24 protein-coding genes are annotated in these 20,069 nt (G+C 42.4%); 1 reads left to right on the plus strand and 23 read right to left on the minus strand.

Annotated elements, in window-relative coordinates; genetic code table 11:
* Positions 1-252: 252 nt before the first annotated feature.
* Positions 253-1,590 carry an ABC transporter substrate-binding protein gene (locus GT575_RS10995; protein ID WP_161172014.1) on the minus strand — a complete coding sequence of 446 codons (1,338 nt, stop codon included), beginning with the start codon at positions 1,588-1,590 and terminating at the stop codon, positions 253-255.
* Between the two features lie 295 nt (positions 1,591-1,885).
* On the opposite strand from GT575_RS10995, the gene GT575_RS11000 reads away from it, so the two are divergent.
* Complete coding sequence (locus tag GT575_RS11000) at positions 1,886-2,320, plus strand: cupin domain-containing protein (RefSeq protein ID WP_242859160.1); 435 nt, start codon at positions 1,886-1,888, stop codon at positions 2,318-2,320.
* Positions 2,321-2,522: 202 nt separating this feature from the next.
* On the opposite strand, the gene GT575_RS11005 is transcribed toward GT575_RS11000, so the two are convergent.
* From GT575_RS11005 to rplO, 22 genes are all read right to left on the minus strand, one after another.
* Positions 2,523-2,696 (minus strand): ATP-binding protein, encoded by a 174-nt coding sequence (locus GT575_RS11005; protein WP_161172015.1) that lies wholly within the window; start codon positions 2,694-2,696, stop codon positions 2,523-2,525.
* 196 nt (positions 2,697-2,892) lie between these two features.
* Entirely contained in the window at positions 2,893-3,672 is a 780-nt protein-coding gene (locus GT575_RS11010; RefSeq protein WP_004850188.1) for an amino acid ABC transporter ATP-binding protein, read from the minus strand.
* A 12-nt stretch (positions 3,673-3,684) separates the two neighbouring features.
* Complete coding sequence (locus GT575_RS11015; RefSeq protein ID WP_004850185.1) at positions 3,685-4,371, minus strand: amino acid ABC transporter permease; 687 nt, start codon at positions 4,369-4,371, stop codon at positions 3,685-3,687.
* Positions 4,372-4,422: 51 nt separating this feature from the next.
* Positions 4,423-5,220, minus strand: coding sequence for a transporter substrate-binding domain-containing protein (locus tag GT575_RS11020; RefSeq protein ID WP_161172016.1), 798 nt, complete (start codon positions 5,218-5,220; stop codon positions 4,423-4,425).
* A gap of 232 nt (positions 5,221-5,452) precedes the next feature.
* Positions 5,453-6,637, minus strand: coding sequence for a cation diffusion facilitator family transporter (locus tag GT575_RS11025; RefSeq protein ID WP_161172017.1), 1,185 nt, complete (start codon positions 6,635-6,637; stop codon positions 5,453-5,455).
* Positions 6,638-6,738: 101 nt separating this feature from the next.
* Entirely contained in the window at positions 6,739-7,134 is a 396-nt protein-coding gene (gene rpsI, locus GT575_RS11030; RefSeq protein WP_004850181.1) for a 30S ribosomal protein S9, read from the minus strand.
* 17 nt (positions 7,135-7,151) lie between these two features.
* Positions 7,152-7,586: a 50S ribosomal protein L13 gene (gene rplM, locus GT575_RS11035; protein ID WP_004850178.1), complete on the minus strand. Its 435-nt coding sequence runs from the start codon at positions 7,584-7,586 to the stop codon at positions 7,152-7,154.
* Between the two features lie 234 nt (positions 7,587-7,820).
* A complete protein-coding gene (locus tag GT575_RS11040; protein WP_161172018.1) occupies positions 7,821-9,038 on the minus strand; it encodes an iron-containing alcohol dehydrogenase in 1,218 nt (405 codons plus the stop codon).
* Between the two features lie 368 nt (positions 9,039-9,406).
* Complete coding sequence (gene truA, locus GT575_RS11045; protein WP_161172121.1) at positions 9,407-10,144, minus strand: tRNA pseudouridine(38-40) synthase TruA; 738 nt, start codon at positions 10,142-10,144, stop codon at positions 9,407-9,409.
* Between the two features lie 186 nt (positions 10,145-10,330).
* A complete protein-coding gene (locus tag GT575_RS11050; RefSeq protein ID WP_015533803.1) occupies positions 10,331-11,131 on the minus strand; it encodes an energy-coupling factor transporter transmembrane component T family protein in 801 nt (266 codons plus the stop codon).
* Positions 11,132-11,141: 10 nt separating this feature from the next.
* Entirely contained in the window at positions 11,142-12,776 is a 1,635-nt protein-coding gene (locus GT575_RS11055) for an ABC transporter ATP-binding protein (protein ID WP_161172019.1), read from the minus strand.
* Between the two features lie 146 nt (positions 12,777-12,922).
* Positions 12,923-13,459: a bL17 family ribosomal protein gene (locus tag GT575_RS11060; RefSeq protein WP_015533801.1), complete on the minus strand. Its 537-nt coding sequence runs from the start codon at positions 13,457-13,459 to the stop codon at positions 12,923-12,925.
* 80 nt (positions 13,460-13,539) lie between these two features.
* Positions 13,540-14,496: a DNA-directed RNA polymerase subunit alpha gene (locus GT575_RS11065; protein ID WP_015533800.1), complete on the minus strand. Its 957-nt coding sequence runs from the start codon at positions 14,494-14,496 to the stop codon at positions 13,540-13,542.
* Positions 14,497-14,567: 71 nt separating this feature from the next.
* The gene (rpsD, locus tag GT575_RS11070; RefSeq protein WP_015533799.1) at positions 14,568-15,161 is read right to left on the minus strand and encodes a 30S ribosomal protein S4; all 594 of its coding nucleotides are present in this window, start codon (positions 15,159-15,161) and stop codon (positions 14,568-14,570) included.
* A 20-nt stretch (positions 15,162-15,181) separates the two neighbouring features.
* Positions 15,182-15,577 (minus strand): 30S ribosomal protein S11, encoded by a 396-nt coding sequence (gene rpsK, locus GT575_RS11075; protein ID WP_004850165.1) that lies wholly within the window; start codon positions 15,575-15,577, stop codon positions 15,182-15,184.
* Positions 15,578-15,622: 45 nt separating this feature from the next.
* A complete protein-coding gene (rpsM, locus tag GT575_RS11080; protein WP_015533798.1) occupies positions 15,623-15,991 on the minus strand; it encodes a 30S ribosomal protein S13 in 369 nt (122 codons plus the stop codon).
* 248 nt (positions 15,992-16,239) lie between these two features.
* A complete protein-coding gene (gene rpmJ / locus GT575_RS11085; RefSeq protein ID WP_015533797.1) occupies positions 16,240-16,353 on the minus strand; it encodes a 50S ribosomal protein L36 in 114 nt (37 codons plus the stop codon).
* An 89-nt stretch (positions 16,354-16,442) separates the two neighbouring features.
* A complete protein-coding gene (infA, locus tag GT575_RS11090; protein WP_004850160.1) occupies positions 16,443-16,661 on the minus strand; it encodes a translation initiation factor IF-1 in 219 nt (72 codons plus the stop codon).
* A 99-nt stretch (positions 16,662-16,760) separates the two neighbouring features.
* Entirely contained in the window at positions 16,761-17,531 is a 771-nt protein-coding gene (gene map / locus GT575_RS11095; RefSeq protein ID WP_015533796.1) for a type I methionyl aminopeptidase, read from the minus strand.
* A gap of 2 nt (positions 17,532-17,533) precedes the next feature.
* Positions 17,534-18,178, minus strand: a complete 645-nt coding sequence (locus GT575_RS11100; protein ID WP_022216653.1) for an adenylate kinase — start codon at positions 18,176-18,178, stop codon at positions 17,534-17,536.
* A gap of 123 nt (positions 18,179-18,301) precedes the next feature.
* Complete coding sequence (gene secY / locus GT575_RS11105) at positions 18,302-19,615, minus strand: preprotein translocase subunit SecY (protein WP_015533794.1); 1,314 nt, start codon at positions 19,613-19,615, stop codon at positions 18,302-18,304.
* Between the two features lies 1 nt (position 19,616).
* Positions 19,617-20,057, minus strand: a complete 441-nt coding sequence (rplO, locus tag GT575_RS11110; RefSeq protein WP_004850150.1) for a 50S ribosomal protein L15 — start codon at positions 20,055-20,057, stop codon at positions 19,617-19,619.
* Positions 20,058-20,069: the final 12 nt, after the last annotated feature.

The following is a 20,069-nucleotide window of genomic DNA, read 5'->3' on the forward strand; positions in this document are numbered from 1 at the left end:
CCTCCACTCTGTTGCATATCAATTTTCTTTCCAATATCTTCTGAGTCTAAAAATGGATATGTAGACATATTTGCATATGAATACATATCCATCTCTAGTCTGACACCTCTGGGTATGAGCTGCCTTTGCAAAGCTGTTAGCCTTCCTGGTGTCCTGCAGCTTGCAGAACTTTATTCATATTTTAAGTTGGTTTTATTTTGTGATGTTTTTTTATTTTTGGGTTGTGTACTATTGTTTATTTGTTAATATGTTTTATTTTGACTTTGCTGCAGCAGCCTCTTTAGCCCATCCATCTACAAATGCGCTCTTTACAAGATCCCAGTTGGCATCTGTCTGATCTGCCGCATATGTTGTAAGTGCTGATCCAAGGTCGTTCTTCCACTGCTCTGATGGCATTGTTGTGAAGTTCCAGCTTACAGGTGTCTTGCCCTCTGCTACATACTCATTTGCGATGTTTACAAGAAGGTTTGTTGACTCAAGGTTCTTCTTGAATGGTGTTACAAATCCCATTCCATCTGCTCCTGATGGCATAGCGCCCTTTGAACCACAGATTGCCTTAAGTGCGGTGTCATTCGTAGCACACCACTCCATGAAGTCAAGAGTTGCCTGGATATCTTCCTCTGAAGCCTTAGCATTTACACACCAGTAATTCTCACTTCCTGTACAGAGTCCCTGATTCTCCTCACCATCTGCTCCTATATAGATAGGGAGCATTCCGAGGTTGTCATCGCCAAGTGATGATACATCTGCGTATGCCCATGTACCATTCTGATAAAATACTGCCTGTCCTGAAACAAACTCTGCAACCGCGTCATCACCAGTCTTTGTGCTGAGCTGCTTTGGATCGGTTGTTGAGTTGTTGATGTACAGATCCCATACATTTTTGTAATTATCAAGATATGTACCCTTGATCGCATCTGTAGTATCGATTCCATCAGCCTTGTATTCATAGTAGATTGGAAGATTTGCAAGATGTGTCTTGAATCTCCAGTCTGATGAGCCATCCATTCCAGCTGATGTGAATGCTGAGAATCCTAATTTGTCTGAATTGGCTGTTATATCCTCTGCCACCTTCTTGAGGTCTGCAAATGAATTGATATCATCCTCTGTGTATCCAGCTTTGCTTAAAAGCTCTTTGTTGTAAATGATTCCGTATGACTCTATAACATATCCGATTCCTGCGACCTTATCGCCATCCTTAAGTGCAAAGTCCTCAGAAGTGAGTTCTTTATACACCTGTGATGATCCAAGATCATAACAATAGTCCTTCCAGGAAGCAAGACCAACCGGTCCATTTACCTGGAACAGGGTAGGTGATTCTGACTTACCCATCTCACTCTTAAGAGTAGTCTCATACTGACCAGAAGCCGCTGTAACTACCGTCACATCAACGCCAGTCTCTTCTGTGTACACCTTAGCAAGCTCCTGCCACTGTGCATCCTGCTCCGGTTTGAAATTCAGATAATATACAGAGCCCTTTGCATCTGCCTTCTTTCCTGCTCCATCTGAATCTCCTGAGCCACATCCTGTCAACATGGTACCTGCCATCATAAGTGACAGTCCAAGTGCTGCAATACCTTTCTTGTTCATATTGGTTCCTCCCATAAAATAATAAAAATTTTTCCTTCAGGCATCTCCTATACGAGATACTTAATGGTTACTTTGTTTTTTCGGAAACGTTTCTGGAATCGTTTCCATCTGATGTATATTATATTAGTTGTTTATGTACAAAAAGTCAATACTAATTTCAATTTTTTTATCACTTTTTGCATTTTCTATATGTGGCTCTCCCTCCAGACTACATAAAAATGTATAATTTTTGTCATATTCTAACCTTTTTGAATACTATAAATAGAACAACTATTAAATCTGAAAGGGCTATCCTATGAAATGCTACAATAATTGTTCTCCGAACAGACCTGACTGTCATGACAACATATGCACTATAGATATCCGGGAGAAAGCTTTACAGAACCACAATTATCGCGAAACCGTATGGACCGGCTGTTTCATGCAGATGACCGTCATGTGTATACCTGCCTGCTCCGATGTAGGTTTGGAAATTCATGAAAATACCGATCAGATCATCAGGATCGAACAGGGACAGTGTTCAGTCAGGATGGGCTGCTGCCCGAACGAACTGTGCTTCCGTCAGAATCTTTGTGCAGGAGAATGCGTATGTATACCAGCCGGCACATGGCACAACATCATCAACATCGGCAATAATCCACTAAAGCTCTCATCCATCTATGCCCCACCACATCATCCCAGGGGGGAGACGCAGGCCACCAAAGCCACGGCTATGGGAATGGATTGCTGATATGTTTTCATGTGACATGAAGTAGAACGCATTGCCGGATTTATTGTCCCATTGTTTTTAGCATGCTTCTGTCCTCCATCAAAAAAGACACCAAATTCTGCCTGCCCGTCTGATATTGGGCAAGCGGCATTTAGTGTCTTTGCTGCTTCTGTATTAATTTTTCATACACATGCCATAATACATTGCCATGACCAAGTTATTTTTAATCTCGGTCAGTCGACATAGATATATTTATAGTAAATACCTCGCCGGCAACCTCCGCGCTCACCTCATGTCCCAGCTTGTCTGCAAGGCACCTTACTATGTAAAGTCCCAGCCCTGCACCCTCCTTCTGTCTGGACTTTCCACGGCAGAACGCGTCGAATATCGTATCCACATCTATCTCATCGTCCGAATCTATGTCAGAGTGCCGCCACGTCCACGTCTGCAGTCTCTATCGCATCGTCCAAGAACGGATTCCACCCTGACAAGCAGCTCATCCAGATCAAACGGCTTTGCGATATAGTCATCAACTCCATAAAAAAATCCCGAAATATCGACTCCTGTCGATACTCCGGGATCATATACATTCTTTATGAATACGATGAAAGGAACTGTTTTGTCCTCTCCATCTTCGGATTGTCAAATACCTGGTCAGGTCTTCCCTGCTCAAGTATGTATCCATCATCCATGAATATGACCTGACTTGCAACATCCTTTGCAAATGCCATCTCATGGGTAACAATTATCATGGTTGTCTTTTTGTCTGCAAGGTTTCTGAGAACCTTAAGCACCTCTCCTGTGAGCTCCGGATCAAGAGCCGATGTAGGCTCATCGAAACACAGGATGTCCGGCTGCAACGCAAGCGCCCTTGCTATGGCAACTCGCTGGCATTGTCCGCCTGAAAGCTGGTGAGGATAGTTGTTCATTCTGTCCTCAAGTCCCATCTGGCGTAGAAGTTCCTCTGCCTGGACTCTTATCTCGTCGAGTATATTCTTCTTATTTACTTTGAAATCCGGTCTCTCCTTTGCAAGAAGCTCTCTTGCAAGCATTACGTTCTGAAGCGCAGTGTACTGTGGAAAGAGATTAAATGACTGGAACACAAGTCCAAAATGCAGTCTCTTCTTGCGCACCTCCGACTCCTTGAGTGTCTCCGGCTTGTCAGTGTCAAGCAGGATCTCATCATTTACACGGATAACTCCATTGTCCGGCATCTCCAGAAAGTTCAGACAGCGAAGAAGTGTTGTCTTTCCACTTCCTGATGATCCTATGATAGAAAGGACCTCGCCCTGCTCCAGAGAAAAGCTTATATCCTTGAGCACATCTGTCTTGCCAAACTTCTTTTTTATATGTTCAACCTCTAATATAGCCATTTCCGGCTCCTCCTATCTAAAGAAATCAAGTTTCTTCTCTAATTTGCCAAGTAAAACTGTGAGTACGCCATTCCATATCAGATAGTAGAATGCGCAGAAGAATAGTGGCCATATCGCACCTGAAATTCCCTGTGAACCCTTCATGAATGCCTGTCCTGCCCAGATGATCTCCTGAAGTGCGATGATACGGGCAAGTGAAGTATCCTTGACCAGAGTTATGATCTCGTTGGACATCGCCGGAACTATCTTCTTTATCATCTGCAAAAGCTTGACCTTGAAGAATATCTGCTTTGGAGTCATGCCGAGCACGAGTCCGGCTTCCTCCTGTCCTACAGGAATACCCTGAATACCTCCACGGTAAATCTCTGAGAAATAGCAGGCATAGTTCACTATGAATGACACCGATGCCGCAACAAATCTTCCGCCTTCGCCGCCGCCCCATACCGGGTTGTGGAATACAAGTCCCGGGAAATAATATATGATGAGCAGCTGTATCATAAGTGGTGTACCTCTCACTATCCATACGATGAACTTCATAAGATAGCTGAGTGGTTTAAACTTTGACATGGAACCGAGTGCTATAAGAAGTCCAAGTGGAAATGCACCGAGCAATGTCACGAAGAACAATTTTAATGTCTGTATAAATCCTGTATTAAGAGCTCCAAGTACGACCGGGAGCTGTTCAAAAAACAAATCCATAATAATTTTTCTCTCTAAGTGATGGTAAAAATACTAATTATATCTTATCTATTACTTTGTAAGTGCAGCCTGTACCTTATATGTCTCAGCACACTTCTCCATTGAGCCGTCAGCCTTACTGTCTGCAAAGAACTTATTGAGCTCAGCTACAAGATCTGAGTCCTTTCTGAAGCCAACGCCATACTCCTCACTGTTAAGACCTACGGTATATGTGAGCTTGTCATAACCTGTTCCCTCGCCAACCATAGCTGCTGCCATGAGTGAATCAATGATCGCTGCATCCGATGTTCCAGCTGCAACCTCCATGAGTGCATCTGCCTGTGCCTTTACTGCTGTATAGTTGAGTCCAAGCGCCTTGGCCTGATCCTCACCTGCGCTTCCTGCCTCTACAGCAAATGTAAGATCCTTGATACTGTCAACTGTCTGATACTTGTCTGCCTTATCATTTGGCACTATAACTACCTGAGCATTGTTGCAGTATGCATCTGAACATGCCATTGAGCTTGTAACCTCATCTGTGAGTGTCATACCATTCCATACACAGTCTATGGTCTTGCCGTCAAGCTCCATGATCTTGTTGTCCCAGTCTATCTCCACGAACTCTGCCTTTACGCCAAGGCTCTCTGCAAATGCTGATGCCATATCTGCGTCAAATCCGATCCAGTTGCCTGACTCATCCTTGTAATCCATCGGTGCAAAGTCTGTAACGCCGACAACGAGAGTTCCCTTATCCTTTACATACTCCAGATCACTCTTTGACTCACTCTTAGATCCGTTATCAGATCCGCCACATCCAACCAGTGAAAGCCCCATTGCTGCCACTAAGAGCAGTGATAATAACTTTTTCATACTTTTTTCCTCCTGAAATATACTTAAATATACTTGGCAGATGCATGAAACACACTACACCGGGCATCTGCATGATATACAGCCCTATTAGGGCACAACACGGTAACATAGTAACAGTTTATCATGGTAAAGTCAAATCCAAGATTATGAAAATACCTGTAAATATATTATGTAATAATAATAACCACAGAAGATCTTACTCTTCTGTGGTTAGGATGCTCTCCATCTGGAATTATTTCACATACGCTCTGTCAATATGTATCACACAATAGTAATTTTTATTGTACTCACTAACTTTTTCCTTGATATAAGATATTATCTGTTCTTCTGACATTTGATATCCATGTGGCAAAACCACATCAAAAATCAGATTGGAATGTGTTGAACCCTTTACCATTCTAAAGTCGTGAAACTGAACATTTTCATTTTTTCTGCTATCCTTATTAAGTGATTCTATAATTTCAGTGATCCGCGCTTTCACAGCATTTGTCTCCTCATCGTCATCTACTATCGGATCCATGTGAATGACAGGCTCACAATTTAATTCTTTTCTGAGAGAGAATTCTATCTGATCGATCAGATCATGCAGTTCAAGAATATCTTCCTTATAAGGAACTTCTGCGTGCAGACTGACCATAAGTCTGCCAGGTCCATAATCATGGACCACAAGATCATGAATACCAAGGATCCTTTTATCACACCTCACGATCTTCTCGATCTCATCCACAAGCTCTGGTTCCGGTGCCTGACCAAGCAATGGGCTGACCGTATCCTTCATTGCAGTGATGCCAGCTATGAGTATCATCACGCCCACCAAGAACCCGCAATATCCATCTATAGGTATTTTCCAGAAATGAGCAGCAAGTGCAGATGCAAGAACAACCATTGTGGAAAATGTATCAGATAAACTGTCTTTCGCCGTCGCTATCATGGTCGCACTCTCTATCTTTCTGCCTATACTCCTGTTGTAGAAATACATATATATCTTTACTCCAATTGAAACAACGAGTATAACGGCAACTAGACTGCTGAATTTGGGAAGTTCCGGATGTAGGATCTTTCCGATTGAATCTTTAATAAGCTCGTAGGCCATCAATATGATCATGACTGCTACAAATAAGCCTGATATATACTCTATTCTTCCATGTCCAAACGGATGATCCGGGTCCGGTTTTCTGCCAGATAACTTAAAGCCTATCATAGATATAAACGAGCTTCCTGCATCTGATAAATTGTTGAACGCATCCGCCGTGATCGAGATAGCCCCCGAAAGTAATCCAGCAAAGAATTTTCCCAGAAACAATAATACATTCAAAAGTATACCAACAGCTCCGCAAAGAACACCATATTTCTCCCTCACCTTGCTATCCTTATAATTATCTGATCTGATCCATAGTTTCGACAATAATGTCACCATATCTTTTGTTCCTCCTAATCTGAATCTCAAAAGTTCTGAAAAAAAGAACCCACAAAAGCGTTGGACTTCTGTGGGTTCTTGATATATCTGAAATGATATAATTATCTCTTTGAGAACTGTGGAGCACGACGAGCGGCTTTGAGACCGTACTTCTTTCTCTCCTTCATTCTTGGATCTCTTGTAAGGTATCCAGCCTTCTTAAGGATTGGTCTGTACTCAGCATCAACCTCAAGGAGTGCTCTTGAAATACCATGTCTGATAGCTCCAGCCTGACCTGTGAAACCACCACCACATACGTTAACGAGTACATCGTACTTACCCTCTGTGCCTGTAGCAACGAGTGGCTGCTTTACGATAACCTTGAGTGTATCAAGACCAAAGTACTCATCCATATCCTTCTTGTTTATAACGATCTTACCAGTACCTGGAGTGATGTAAACTCTGGCGATACTGCTTTTTCTTCTTCCTGTTCCATAGAACTTTGTTGTCTTAGCCATCTGTTATCTCCTCCTTCTTAGTACTTAATCTCTAATACTTCTGGCTTCTGTGCCTGATGCTTGTGATCTGCACCAGCGTATACATGAAGCTTTGTGATCATCTCTCTGCCAAGTGGTCCCTTTGGAAGCATTCCCTTAACTGCAAGGTAGATAACATCCTCTGGCTTCTTAGCCATCTTCTCGCGAAGAGTTGTCTCTTTCATACCACCTACATAATCTGAGTGGTTGTAGTATACCTTCTGATCTAACTTCTTACCAGTTACCTGGATCTTGTCAGCGTTTACTACTATTACATAATCACCTGTGTCAATGTGTGGTGTATATGTTGGCTTGTTCTTTCCTCTTAAAATGCTTGCGATCTCTGATGCAAGGCGACCTAAAGTATGTCCTGTAGCGTCAACTACATACCACTTTCTCTCTATTGTTGATGGGCTTGCCATAAAGCTCTTCATCGTGGTACCTCCTAAATTATTCTTTTATAATCTTCTTTACTAATGTATATTCAGCACATTTCTTACCGGGGCATTGGTTCGAAACATACTTATAAACTTCGCATACTTTGCAAGTATATTATAATTACATTTTGTTGTCAACTATTTTTTCCAACAAAAATATCCGGCGATACGTGTGCACCGCCGGATACCATATTATCATTCATTCTTTTGTCTGTAAATACTATCTTTTATTTAGAAATCCACCTCTGTGTCATAGTAGCAGCACTTCAGCAATTTCTCCATCTCCTCCTGGCTTGGCTGTCTTGGGTTGGAGCCTGTACATGCATCAAGTATCGCATTTGCAGCGATCTCAGGAAGTCTCTCAAGGAATACGTCCTCCGGAACAAAACCCTGCTCACATGGATAGCTGTCAGGTCCGTAATTCTTGATACAATGAGGAATGTTCAGATCGTCATTCATCTTTCGCAGGTATGCTATGAGAAGCGCTACCTTCTCGTCGAGTGTATCTCCGCCAAGGCCCATGAAGTCTGCTATCTCGCCGTAACGAATCTTTGCTGTCTCATCCTTTGCATTGAAAGCGATAACCTTCGGGAGATACATCGCATTTGCTGCTCCGTGGATGATATGTGCACCATAATCGGCAAATGCTGCTCCTGTCTTGTGTGCCATTGAATGTACGATTCCAAGCAGTGCATTTGAAAATGCCATGCCTGCAAGGCACTGTGCATTGTGCATTGCGTCACGCTTCTCCATGTCTCCGTTATATGATCCAACCAGATCATTCTGTATCATCTTGATGGCATGAAGTGCAAGAGGATCAGTAAAATCACAGTTTGCTGTCGATACATAAGCCTCGATTGCATGTGTCATGGCATCCATACCGGTATGTGCAACCAGTTTCTGTGGCATGGTCTCTGCGAGCTCAGGATCAACGATTGCAACATCTGGTGTAATCTCGAAATCTGCAATAGGATACTTGATTCCCTTCTCGTAATCTGTGATGATCGAGAACGCTGTAACCTCTGTTGCAGTTCCCGATGTTGAAGAAATAGCACAGAAATGAGCCTTCTTTCTGAGCTCAGGTATGCCAAACACCTTACACATATCCTCAAATGTAGCATCTGGATATTCATACTTTATCCACATCGCCTTTGCTGCATCTATAGGTGAACCGCCGCCGATGGCAACTATCCAGTCCGGCTCAAATTCGAGCATTGCTGCTGCACCCTTCATAACCGTCTCCACTGAAGGATCCGGCTCGATTCCCTCAAATAATTTAACTTCCATTCCTGCTTCCTCAAGGTACTGAACCGCCCTGTCAAGGAATCCAAATCTCTTCATAGATCCGCCTCCGACACAGACCATTGCTCTCTTACCCTTGAATGTCTTGAGTGCCTCCAAAGCACCTTTTCCGTGATATAAATCTCTTGGTAATGTAAATCTTGCCATCGTTTGCCCTCCTAAAATCAAAATAAAAAAGCCAATCATGTTATCTTCATTGAAACACCTTGAAATATTCCGAACACTTCGAAACAATTCCTGACATATCCGTCATGTAGCAGCATTTCAATGTAATTATAACATGATTGGCTCTTATTTTCATTATTTTTTGTGCATTTCACACAATGTTTTTCATTTATTTTTCACTGTTTTGCTAGATGTTTTCCACTTTTCATTCTTATTTCTAGATTATATCAAGTCCACTTTTCCAAGTTATAATATACAGAATATAACCACGCTGTTTTGTGAACTGCCAACACATTATCAGCAATTTTATCTTATCCCGGCAGATATTATACGTCTGCAGCCGTTTACGTTTACAGATATTTTATCTCCACAAGAGTAAGCCCCTTTGCTTCGGCTTTCGGCCCTGCTTTCGTCCTATCCTTCGCCGCAAGTATTGACTCCATACAGTCCTCTGGCCAGATTCCAAGACCTATCTTCATCAAAGTTCCCACTATGATACGGACCATATTGTACAGAAAACCATTTCCACTTATCCTTATATGTATCATATCACCAACTTTATCTATGGTTATATCTGTTATTGTACGGACTGTGTTCTCTACCTGCGATCTTGTTGAACAGAAACTCTTGAAATCGTGCTCTCCGACCAGAACAGCCGCAGCTCGTTTCATCTTATCTATATCAAGCGGATAATAGACGAATGTCGAGTAAAGACGTTCTGTTGGCATGTCAAACCTTCTGTTGAGTATCTTGTACTCATATGTCTTGATGGTATCACAGTATCTCGGGTGAAAGTCGTCCGCAACCTGGCAGGACTCCTGTATCCTTATATCTTCCGGGAGCCGCTGATTAAGCGCAAATGAAAACTTTTCTCCGGGTATCCCTGACTCTGTGTCAAATACCGCCACATTTCCAAGAGCGTGCACTCCGGAATCCGTCCTACTAGCTCCAATCACCTTTATATCCTCGTGGCAGAGTTCGCTGAGAGTCTTGTTCAGGACCTCCTCCACAGTTATTCCATTTATCTGGACCTGCCATCCACAATAATTTGTTCCATCGTAGGCTACGATCAATTTTACTCTCTTCATATTCATACTAGGGATGTATCTGACACATCCGCATCCTTTTCTATATTATCGATGTATCTGAATTACGCTCCAATTCTTAATCAAGCCCGATCGTCATTGACTCTGTAATGTTTAAAACAAATCTATATACAAACGACTTTTGATCCCGAAGTGCGCATGTATCCCGAAATAAGATTGCAGGATTTCCTACATCACACATCTGTATACTATCATGCATCCCAGATACACCAACACTATAGCATAACTTACATAGTCTGTTCCACTGTATTTTAACGGATTCATGCGGCTCCTGCCTTCGCTGCCGTCAAAACATCTGGCATCCATGGCCTGGGCAAGATCTGTGGCCCTCCTTATCGCCGATACAAATAATGGTACAAATACAGGTACATAACTCTTTATCCTCTTGAATATATTGCCACTCTCGAAGTCCGCACCTCTGGAAAGCTGTGCCTTCATGATCTTATCCAGCTCCTCCATAAATATCGGGATAAATCGCAATGCGATCATAAGCATCATGGCCATATCAGACACCGGAACCTTTATTTTCTTCAAGAATCCCAGACTGCTCTCCAGTCCATTTGCCAGATTCATCGGTCTTGTAGTGTACGTCATGACAGATGAGCCTATTATGAGGTATACAAGGCGTATAACCACAAGCACCGTAGTCATCACACTGTTATCTGTTATGCGAAGTCTGTGCCAGCTCCAAAGTACCCGTCCGTCCCCGTTGAACACGCTGAATATTGCTGTAAACAGAATAAACATCCATATGACCTTCAGTCCCCTGCAAATGTATGTTATCGGCACCCTGCTCACCGCCACATATATACAGAGGAATGCCGTTGCGGCAAGTATCATGATCCAGTCCTTGCAAAGAAACAGCGATATGGCATATAGAAATGTTATTGCAAGCTTTGTTCTCGGATCCATTCTATGTATCACAGAATTGCCACTGTAATATTGTCCTATTGTAATATCTCGTATCATAGTAAATCTCCTATTCCGGGCACCCGGAAACATCTATACCGTACCGCTCAAGTAAGCTCCTGTCCTCAAAAAACTCACCTGTCCCTCCATCATACACTATCCTTCCATGCTCCATAAGAAGAATCCTCTCTGACATCTCATACACATCCTCCATGTCGTGGGATACCAGTATGATCGTCACATTTTTCTCTCTGTTGAGCTTTCTGACGAGATTCCATAACTGCTCCCGGCTCTCTCCGTCAAGCCCACATGCAGGCTCATCAAGGATCAATACGTCTGGCTCATATGCCAGTATTCCCGCTATTGCCACCCTCTTTTTCAAACCACCGGACAATTCGAATGGAGAATACTCCGCATATTTCTCCGGTACTCCCACCAACTCAAGCGCCTTTCTGGCAGCATCCTCAGCCTCTCTCTTTGACATTCCAAAGTTTATCGGGCCATACATTACATCCTTGAGCACCGTATTCTCAAACAACTGGGACTCAGGGAACTGAAATACATACCCTATCCTCCTGCGGATATCCTTGATATTCCTTACACTCTGCACATCCGTATCATACAGATATACCTTGCCACTCTGTGGAACTATCAGCTTATTTATCATTTGAAGCAGTGTACTCTTTCCCGAGCCGGTCTGCCCTATTACAGCGACAACCTGTCCTTCATATATCTTGATGTTTATATCAGAAAGCGCCTGAAATGACTCATTTCCATTCACATACGAATATGATACATTCTGAAGCTCAACTATACATTTTTCTGAATTATCTGCAGTCTTCTCATCCTCAGCATGATTACTCTGCGCATTGTTCATATCGCTGCTTATATCCATATGCCTGTTCTTATATTTATAGCAGATATCGATCGGTATTCCGGCCCTACGCTTCATATCAACCGGTATCTCCAGTCCATAGCTCTTAAGCCGGTCAACATCTGTGAATACATCTCCAGGTGTACCCTCTGCCACGATCCTGCTATTATCCAATATGTATACTTTATCCGCCATAAGTGCCTCAGCTATCCTGTGAGTCACCATTATTACGGTTATTTTCTTTTCTTTGTTCAATCTCTGCACAAGCTCCAGCATATCCTTTGCTCCCTGCGGGTCAAGCATGGATGTCGCCTCGTCTAGCACTATACAATCCGGAGTCATCGCCATGGACGATGCGATTGCAAGCCGCTGTTTCTGTCCACCGCTTATTCTTGACGTATTGGCATACTTATAGGCTGTGAGCCCTGTGAGCTCCAGCATCTCATCTATCTTCTTCCATATATCTTCGCTGGAGATGCCAAGATTCTCCAGCCCAAATCCTATATCCTCAGCGAGGGTGTTGCCGACTATCTGGTTATCGGGATTTTGAAACACCATTCCTACCTGTCGTCTGACGGATGTAAGCTCTCCCATCTCCGCCATGTCTTTTCCACCTATGACTATCGAACCCTCATGCGGTGCAAGCAGTCCATTCAAATGTCTTGCAAACGTAGACTTCCCTGAACCGTTTCTGCCAAGGATCGCGATTATCTCCCCCTTGTCGGCAAGAAAATCTACATCCTTTATTGCCCAGTTCTCCCCTATCTTATTGCCGTCTTTGTCCTTTATATTAAATTTATGAGATAGTCCTTTTACATTTATGAAGCTCATAATCTTTCCAATCTATATCAATGAAATCTCTCTATATTTCACTAAATTTTATTAAAAAACAGGGCCGCCGTACACGAACGTAAACTAATACGTCTATGTACTGCAGCCCTGTTTATTTATCTGTATAATATCAATCTATCAATCGATTATACTAACTCGAGAATAACCTCAAGAGCCTGATCACCCTTACGCTGACCGATCTTGATGATTCTTGTGTAACCACCCTTACGTCCTGCGTACTTTGTACCATACTCATCGAATAACTTCTGTGTTAAGTCGATCTTCTTAGTACCAGCCTTCTTACCAGCAGCATCTGTAGGAACTTCAACAACTGGATATAAAACCTTGAGCATCTCTCTTCTGGCATGAAGTCTTGAAGGCTGATCCTTCTTAACTGTCTTCTCAACTGTGTCGTATACTGTAACCTTCTTACCGTCTACAACTTCCTTGATTCTCTTGCCATCTTTATCCTTCTTAGCAACCTTAGCCTGAACTGTAACCTCATCGTAGTTGTCCTTCTCAGCAACTGCTAAAGTGATGAGCTTCTCTGCGATCTTAACAACTTCCTTAGCTCTTGCCTCTGTTGTCTTGATCTTTCCATGATACAGTAACTGAGTTACCTGGTTACGAAGTAATGCGTTTCTCTGTGCGCTTGCTTTTCCAAGCTTTCTATACTTTGCCATTTTAATTATCCTCCTATACCCTTTGCGGGTCTTCACTGTGCTTACTATTATTCAGCTTGAGTGGTATACGGGAACTGCTATTAGTCCTCGTTCTGATTAAGTGATAAGCCTAACTCCTTAAGCTTAGCTAATACTTCATCCAGTGACTTACGACCAAGGTTACGAACCTTCATCATATCCTCTGGTGTCTTGTTTATAAGTTCCTGAACTGTGTTGATGCCAGCTCTCTTCAAACAGTTGTATGAACGAACTGATAACTCGAGCTCATCGATATTCATCTCAAGAACCTTTTCCTTCTCGTCTGTTGTGCTCTCAACCATAACATCTACAAGACGTGCGTTCTCTGATAAATCTACGAACAGCTTCAAGTGCTCTACCAGAAGATTTGCAGCAAGACTTACTGCCTCATCTGGAGCAAGAGCTCCGTTTGTATATACATCAAGAGTTAACTTATCATAGTCAGTAACCTGACCAACACGTGTATTCTGAACTGTAAGGTTTACTCTTTCAACAGGGGTGAAGATTGAGTCAATAGCGATGACATCAATTGGTGCATCTGCTTCCTTGTTCTTGTCAAGGCTTACATATCCACGTCCGTTGACAATTGTAAGCTCCATCTCAAGCTTTGCGTCCGGACCACTAAGGTTTGCGATTACAAGATCAGGATTTACGATCTCTATATCTCCGTCAACCTTGATATCTCCTGCCTTAACAACGCGCTCACCAACAACATCGATGTATGCCTGCTTTGGCTCAAATGTATCTGAGTTATTCTTGATAACGACATTCTTGATGTTCATTATTATCTCAGTAACATCCTCTTTTACACCTGGTATTGAGCTGAACTCGTGTAAAACGCCCTTTATCTTAACGTGGCTTACAGCGGTACCTGGTAATGAAGAAAGCATTATTCTTCTAAGTGAGTTACCAAGTGTTATACCGTAACCTCTCTCTAAAGGCTCGATTACAAACTTGCCATATTTGTTGTCATCTGAAGTCTCAACGATCTCGATTTTTGGTTTTTCAAACTCAAACATCTAAGCCCCTCCTTTACGGGTTTTAAAATGCTACACTCCAAGTTACAAAATGTATAAATAAAGAACAAATCTTACTTAGAATATAACTCGACGATGAGAGTCTCATTTACAGGAACATCGATCTGCTCTCTGCTTGGCTTCTCTACAACTTCACCTGCGAGGTTATCTCTGTCTGCTGTTAACCAACCTGGTACGAGAACACCCTCTGTTGCAGCCATGATATCCTTGTATCTCTGAAGAGACTTGCTCTTCTCTCTGATCTCGATCTTATCGCCTGGCTTAACTGAGTATGAAGGGATGTTTACACACTTGCCATTTACAAGTACGTGCTTGTGATCTACGATCTGTCTAGCCTCTCTTCTTGTTCTTGCAAAGCCTAATCTGAAGATGATGTTGTCAAGTCTAAGCTCAAGTAATGTCATGAGGTTAGGACCTGTTAATCCCTTCTGCTGCTCAGCCTTTGCATAAAGGTTACGGAAAGGCTTCTCAAGTACACCATAAATGAACTTAGCCTTCTGCTTCTCGCGGAGCTGAAGTCCATACTCGCTCTGCTTTCTATTTGATCTGTTTGGTCTTCTGTTTGACTTCTTGTCTATTCCGAGATACATTGGCTCCATGCCTAAAGATCTGCATCTCTTAAGAACTGGGGTTCTATCTACTGCCATCTTGTTTGTACCTCCTCTAATTAAACTCTTCTTCTCTTTGGTGGACGACATCCGTTATGTGGAACCGGAGTAACATCCTTGATACTAACTACATCTATACCACATGCTGAGAGTGCACGAATTGCAGCCTCTCTTCCTGAACCTGGTCCCTTGACAAATACGTCGATTGTCTTGAGTCCGTAAGGTGCAGCAGCCTTTGCGGCTGTCTCTGCAGCCATCTGAGCAGCATATGGAGTTGACTTCTTAGAACCCTTAAATCCTAATCCACCAGCGCTTGCCCATGAAAGCGCATTGCCTTCAGCGTCTGTTAATGTAACAATTGTATTATTGAAAGATGACTGAATATGAGCCTGTCCGTGCTGTACGCTCTTTCTGACACGCTTCTTAGCCACTTTTTTAGTTGCCTGCTTAGCCATTAGCCTAAACCTCCTATGGTTTTTTACAAATATATTCTATAAATATTACTTCTTCTTATTAGCAACAGTCTTCTTAGGACCCTTACGAGTTCTAGCGTTAGTCTTAGTCTTCTGTCCACGAACAGGAAGTCCCTGTCTATGACGCTTACCACGATAGCAAGCAATCTCCTGTAAACGCTTAATATTGAAGCCTATCTCTCTACGTAAATCTCCCTCTACTACCTGAGTTGCCTTGATAACCTCGCTGAGTCTTCTAACCTCATCGTCAGTCAGATCTGCGCAACGTGTATCAGGATTAACGTTTGCTTCCTTAAGAATACGCTGTGATGAAGGAAGTCCGATACCATAGATATAAGTAAGACCAATTTCAACACGTTTCTCTCTTGGTAAATCAACACCTGAAATACGAGCCATTATAATAACCTCCGTAAAATCTTCTTTTAAGCTGAATCCACAAATGTATCCCATAGCACACGCTATGGGGTGAAATGCATACACCGCAAACTTCAACTAAGTTGTATATTTCTATAATTGTATTGGCATATCTACGTATGCCACAGCCGCTTTTAAATAATACAGTACATTAGATATATGTACTGACGCACGAAAATAAGTATACTTCCGGATGGGCTATCATCCATATACTTCTTTTCCTTTTTTGATTAACCCTGACGCTGCTTGTGCTTTGGATTCTCGCAGATAACTCTAACGATTCCCTTTCTCTTGATAACTTTGCACTTATCGCAGATAGGTTTTACTGATGCTCTAACCTTCATTAGAAACTCTCCTTTCAAAAAAAGTCCGCTACGAATTAGCATTCTATCATTTTCATTGATAAAATGCAATAGGGAAATTCATTTTTTTATTATTTATCTCTCCAAACGATTCTTCCCTTGGTAAGATCGTATGGTGATAACTCTATTGTAACTTTGTCGCCAGGAAGAATCTTTATATAATTCATTCTCAGCTTTCCACTTATATGAGCAAGAACCTTGTGTCCATTCTCAAGTTCTACCTGAAACATGGCATTTGGAAGTTTCTCAACTACTGTTCCTTCTACTTCAATTACATCTGCTTTTGACATTTTCAAAAATCCTCCTATATATATAAATCAACTTATGAGTTCTCCATGATATAATGAATATGTCATCGTGCTTACGAACGACGACATATGATATCACATCTACAGCTCAATTCCATCGGCCCTTGAAAGTATCTCAGGCTCTCCATCTGTTATAAGTATTGTATTCTCATAATGTGCCGCCAGTGATTTGTCTGCGGTGACGACCGTCCATCCATCCGGCATCCACTTCACTTCGTAATCGCCAAGTGTGATCATCGGTTCTATCGCTATCGTCATTCCTGCTTTCAGCTTCGGTCCTCTTCTTCTTGTTGCGAAGTTTGGGACCTCCGGCTCTTCATGAAGATTTTTTCCAACTCCATGTCCCACCAGATCGACAACAACTCCAAGTCCACACTCATCGGCATAGGACTCGACCGCTATTCCTATATCCCGCACATGATTTCCCGCACGGGCCGCTGACAGTCCTTCAAAGAAGCTTTGCTTCGTTGCCTCTATGAGATACTTTGCCATATCAGATATCTCGCCAACTCCATATGTTCTGGCTGAGTCTGAATGGTAACCCTTATAGATAACACCGGCATCAAGACTTACTATATCTCCATCCTGAAGCACTCTGTTCTTTGATGGAATTCCGTGTACCACCTCATCATTTACAGATACACACACCGACGCCGGATATCCCTGATAGTTCAGAAATGATGGTTCACAGTGATAACTTCTGATAACCTCTTCACCGAGCTTATCTATATCATATGTGGTCATTCCCGGCTTCAATGCTTTTCTCATCTCCTCATGAGTTATCGCCAGAATTCTTCCAGCCTCTCTCATAAGCTCAATCTCTTCCTGGGATTTTATGGAAATACCCTTCATATTTACTCACCTAATATATCAGTGATAGCAGCGAATACATCCTTCATATCTACGGTTCCGTCAACCTCTTTCAGGATGCCCTTTGCCTTGTAGTAATCAATGAGAGGCTGTGTCTGCTCATGATATACATTAAGTCTCTTCTCTACTGTCTCTGGCTTATCATCGTCTCTAAGGATGAGATCAGCTCCACATGCATCACACTTGCCCTCAACTTTTGTTGGGTTGTATACAATATGGTATGTTGCTCCACAACCTACACATGCACGTCTGCCTGACATTCTCTCGATGATATTCTCATCAGGTACCTCAACATTGATAGCGTAATCAACTGAATCGCCGATTGCTGAGAGTGCCTTGTCAAGTGCCTCTGCCTGTGGGATAGTTCTTGGGAATCCGTCAAGGATATATCCCTTTGCACAGTCATCAGCCTTGAATCTATCTATTACCAAGTCGACAACGAGCTCATCTGGTACAAGAAGTCCCTTATCCATGTACTCCTTTGCCTTTGCACCAAGCTCTGTGCCGTTCTTTATGTTCGCTCTGAATATATCTCCTGTTGAGATATGTGGTACGCCGTACTTTGCAGCGATCATCTTTGCCTGTGTTCCCTTGCCTGCGCCCGGTGCGCCTAACATGATTATCTTCATATATTCAACCTCCATTTTTTTGAACGTTTCCCATTCTTATCAAATACTATTCTCTCTATAATACACGAATAGGAAGTGTACTATACGGCACACTCCCATTCGTGTTTATTGCCACGTCATATTTTAGTCTAAAAGGAATCCCTGATAGTTCCTTACCAGCATACGTGACTCAATATTCTTAATTGTCTCTATAACAACACCTACAACGATGATAAGTGATGTTCCTCCAAATGAAACATTTGCTCCAAAGAAACCACTGAAGAACATTGGTATACATGCTACTATGATAAGTCCTACAGCACCTATAAATATGATGTAGTTTAAAATCTTATTAAGGTAATCCTGTGTTGACTGTCCAGGTCTTATACCAGGGACAAAACCGCCACTCTTCTTCATATTGTTGGCAATCTCCATTGGATTGAATGTGATCGCTGTGTAGAAATATGCGAAGAAGAACACAAGTAAAATATATACGATCAAACCGATCGATGCCCAAGGATAAGATCTGTTAAACCAGTAGCCCTGACTCATACCCTGGATTATCTTTGCTCCTACACCAGATGTCTTGATGTTGAACAGATTCACTACGATCTGTGGAACAGACAGTATGGATGATGCAAAGATGACCGGAATAACACCTGCAGTATTGACCTTAAGTGGGATATGAGAGGACTGTCCGCCCATCGTCTTTCTTCCTCTTACTGTCTTGGCATACTGTACAGGAATTTTTCTCTCTGCGCCCTGAAGTGCACATACAAATACTACTGTAAGAACTACAACTGCAAGGATAATGAGTCCTACAAGTGTAAATCTTACAAAGTCTCTGCCCTTCATGAACTGTGTGTATAAATTCTTGAAGTCATTTGGCATTGTTGAAACGATGTTTATCAGAAGGATTACTGATATACCATTTCCAACCCCCTTCTCTGTTGCTCTCTCACCAAGCCACATTACTATAGCACTTCCTGCTGTAAGAATGACTACGATGCAGAACACTGTCCAGAAGTTATAATTCTCAATGACTCCCTTGTTTCCAAATCCTACTACAAGACCAGCACTCTCAAGAATAGCAAGACCTACTGTCATATATCTTGTGATAGCGGTGATCTTCTTTCTACCATCTTCTCCGTCTTTCTGCAGTTCTTCCAAAGCCGGTATAGCAATGGTGAGAAGCTGTATGATGATGGAAGCTGTAATGTAAGGTGTTACCGACAATGCAAAGATCGACATCTGCTCGAACGATCCTCCGGTGAATGAACTGAAGATGTTCAGTGAATCACCGAGTGCATTCTGCATGTACTCTCTTATTGCATCCGCACTTATTCCCGGAACGGTAATCAGACTACCAAGTCTGACTACCACGAGAATGAAGAACGTATATAAAAGTCTTCTTCGTATATCCTGTACCTTAAATGCATTGATTAAGGTTTTGAACATATTACATCACCTCTGCTTTTCCGCCAAGAGCTTCAATTTTCTCAGCTGCTGACTTTGAAAAAGCATTAGCCTTAACATTGAGCTTTTTAGTTAACTCTCCATTTCCAAGAATCTTAACTCCATCACGAGGATTCTTAATGATACCTGCCTCTACTAATGTCTCAACAGTTACGTCTGAGCCATCCTCGAATCTCTCAAGAGCTGATACATTGATTGCAACGATCTCTTTGTGATTGATGCAATTAAAGCCTCTCTTAGGAAGACGTCTATATAATGGCATCTGTCCACCTTCGAAACCTGGTCTAGGTGATCCAGAACGTGCCTTCTGACCCTTATGTCCCTTACCTGCAGTCTTGCCATTTCCTGAACCATGTCCACGGCCTACACGGAAATTAGCACTGTGCTTTGAGCCTTCAGCCGGCTTTAATGTAGATAAATCCATGATCTGCGTATC

This window comes from Coprococcus sp. BIOML-A2, assembly GCF_009875795.1.
Classification (GTDB): Bacteria; Bacillota; Clostridia; order Lachnospirales; family Lachnospiraceae; genus Coprococcus; species Coprococcus aceti.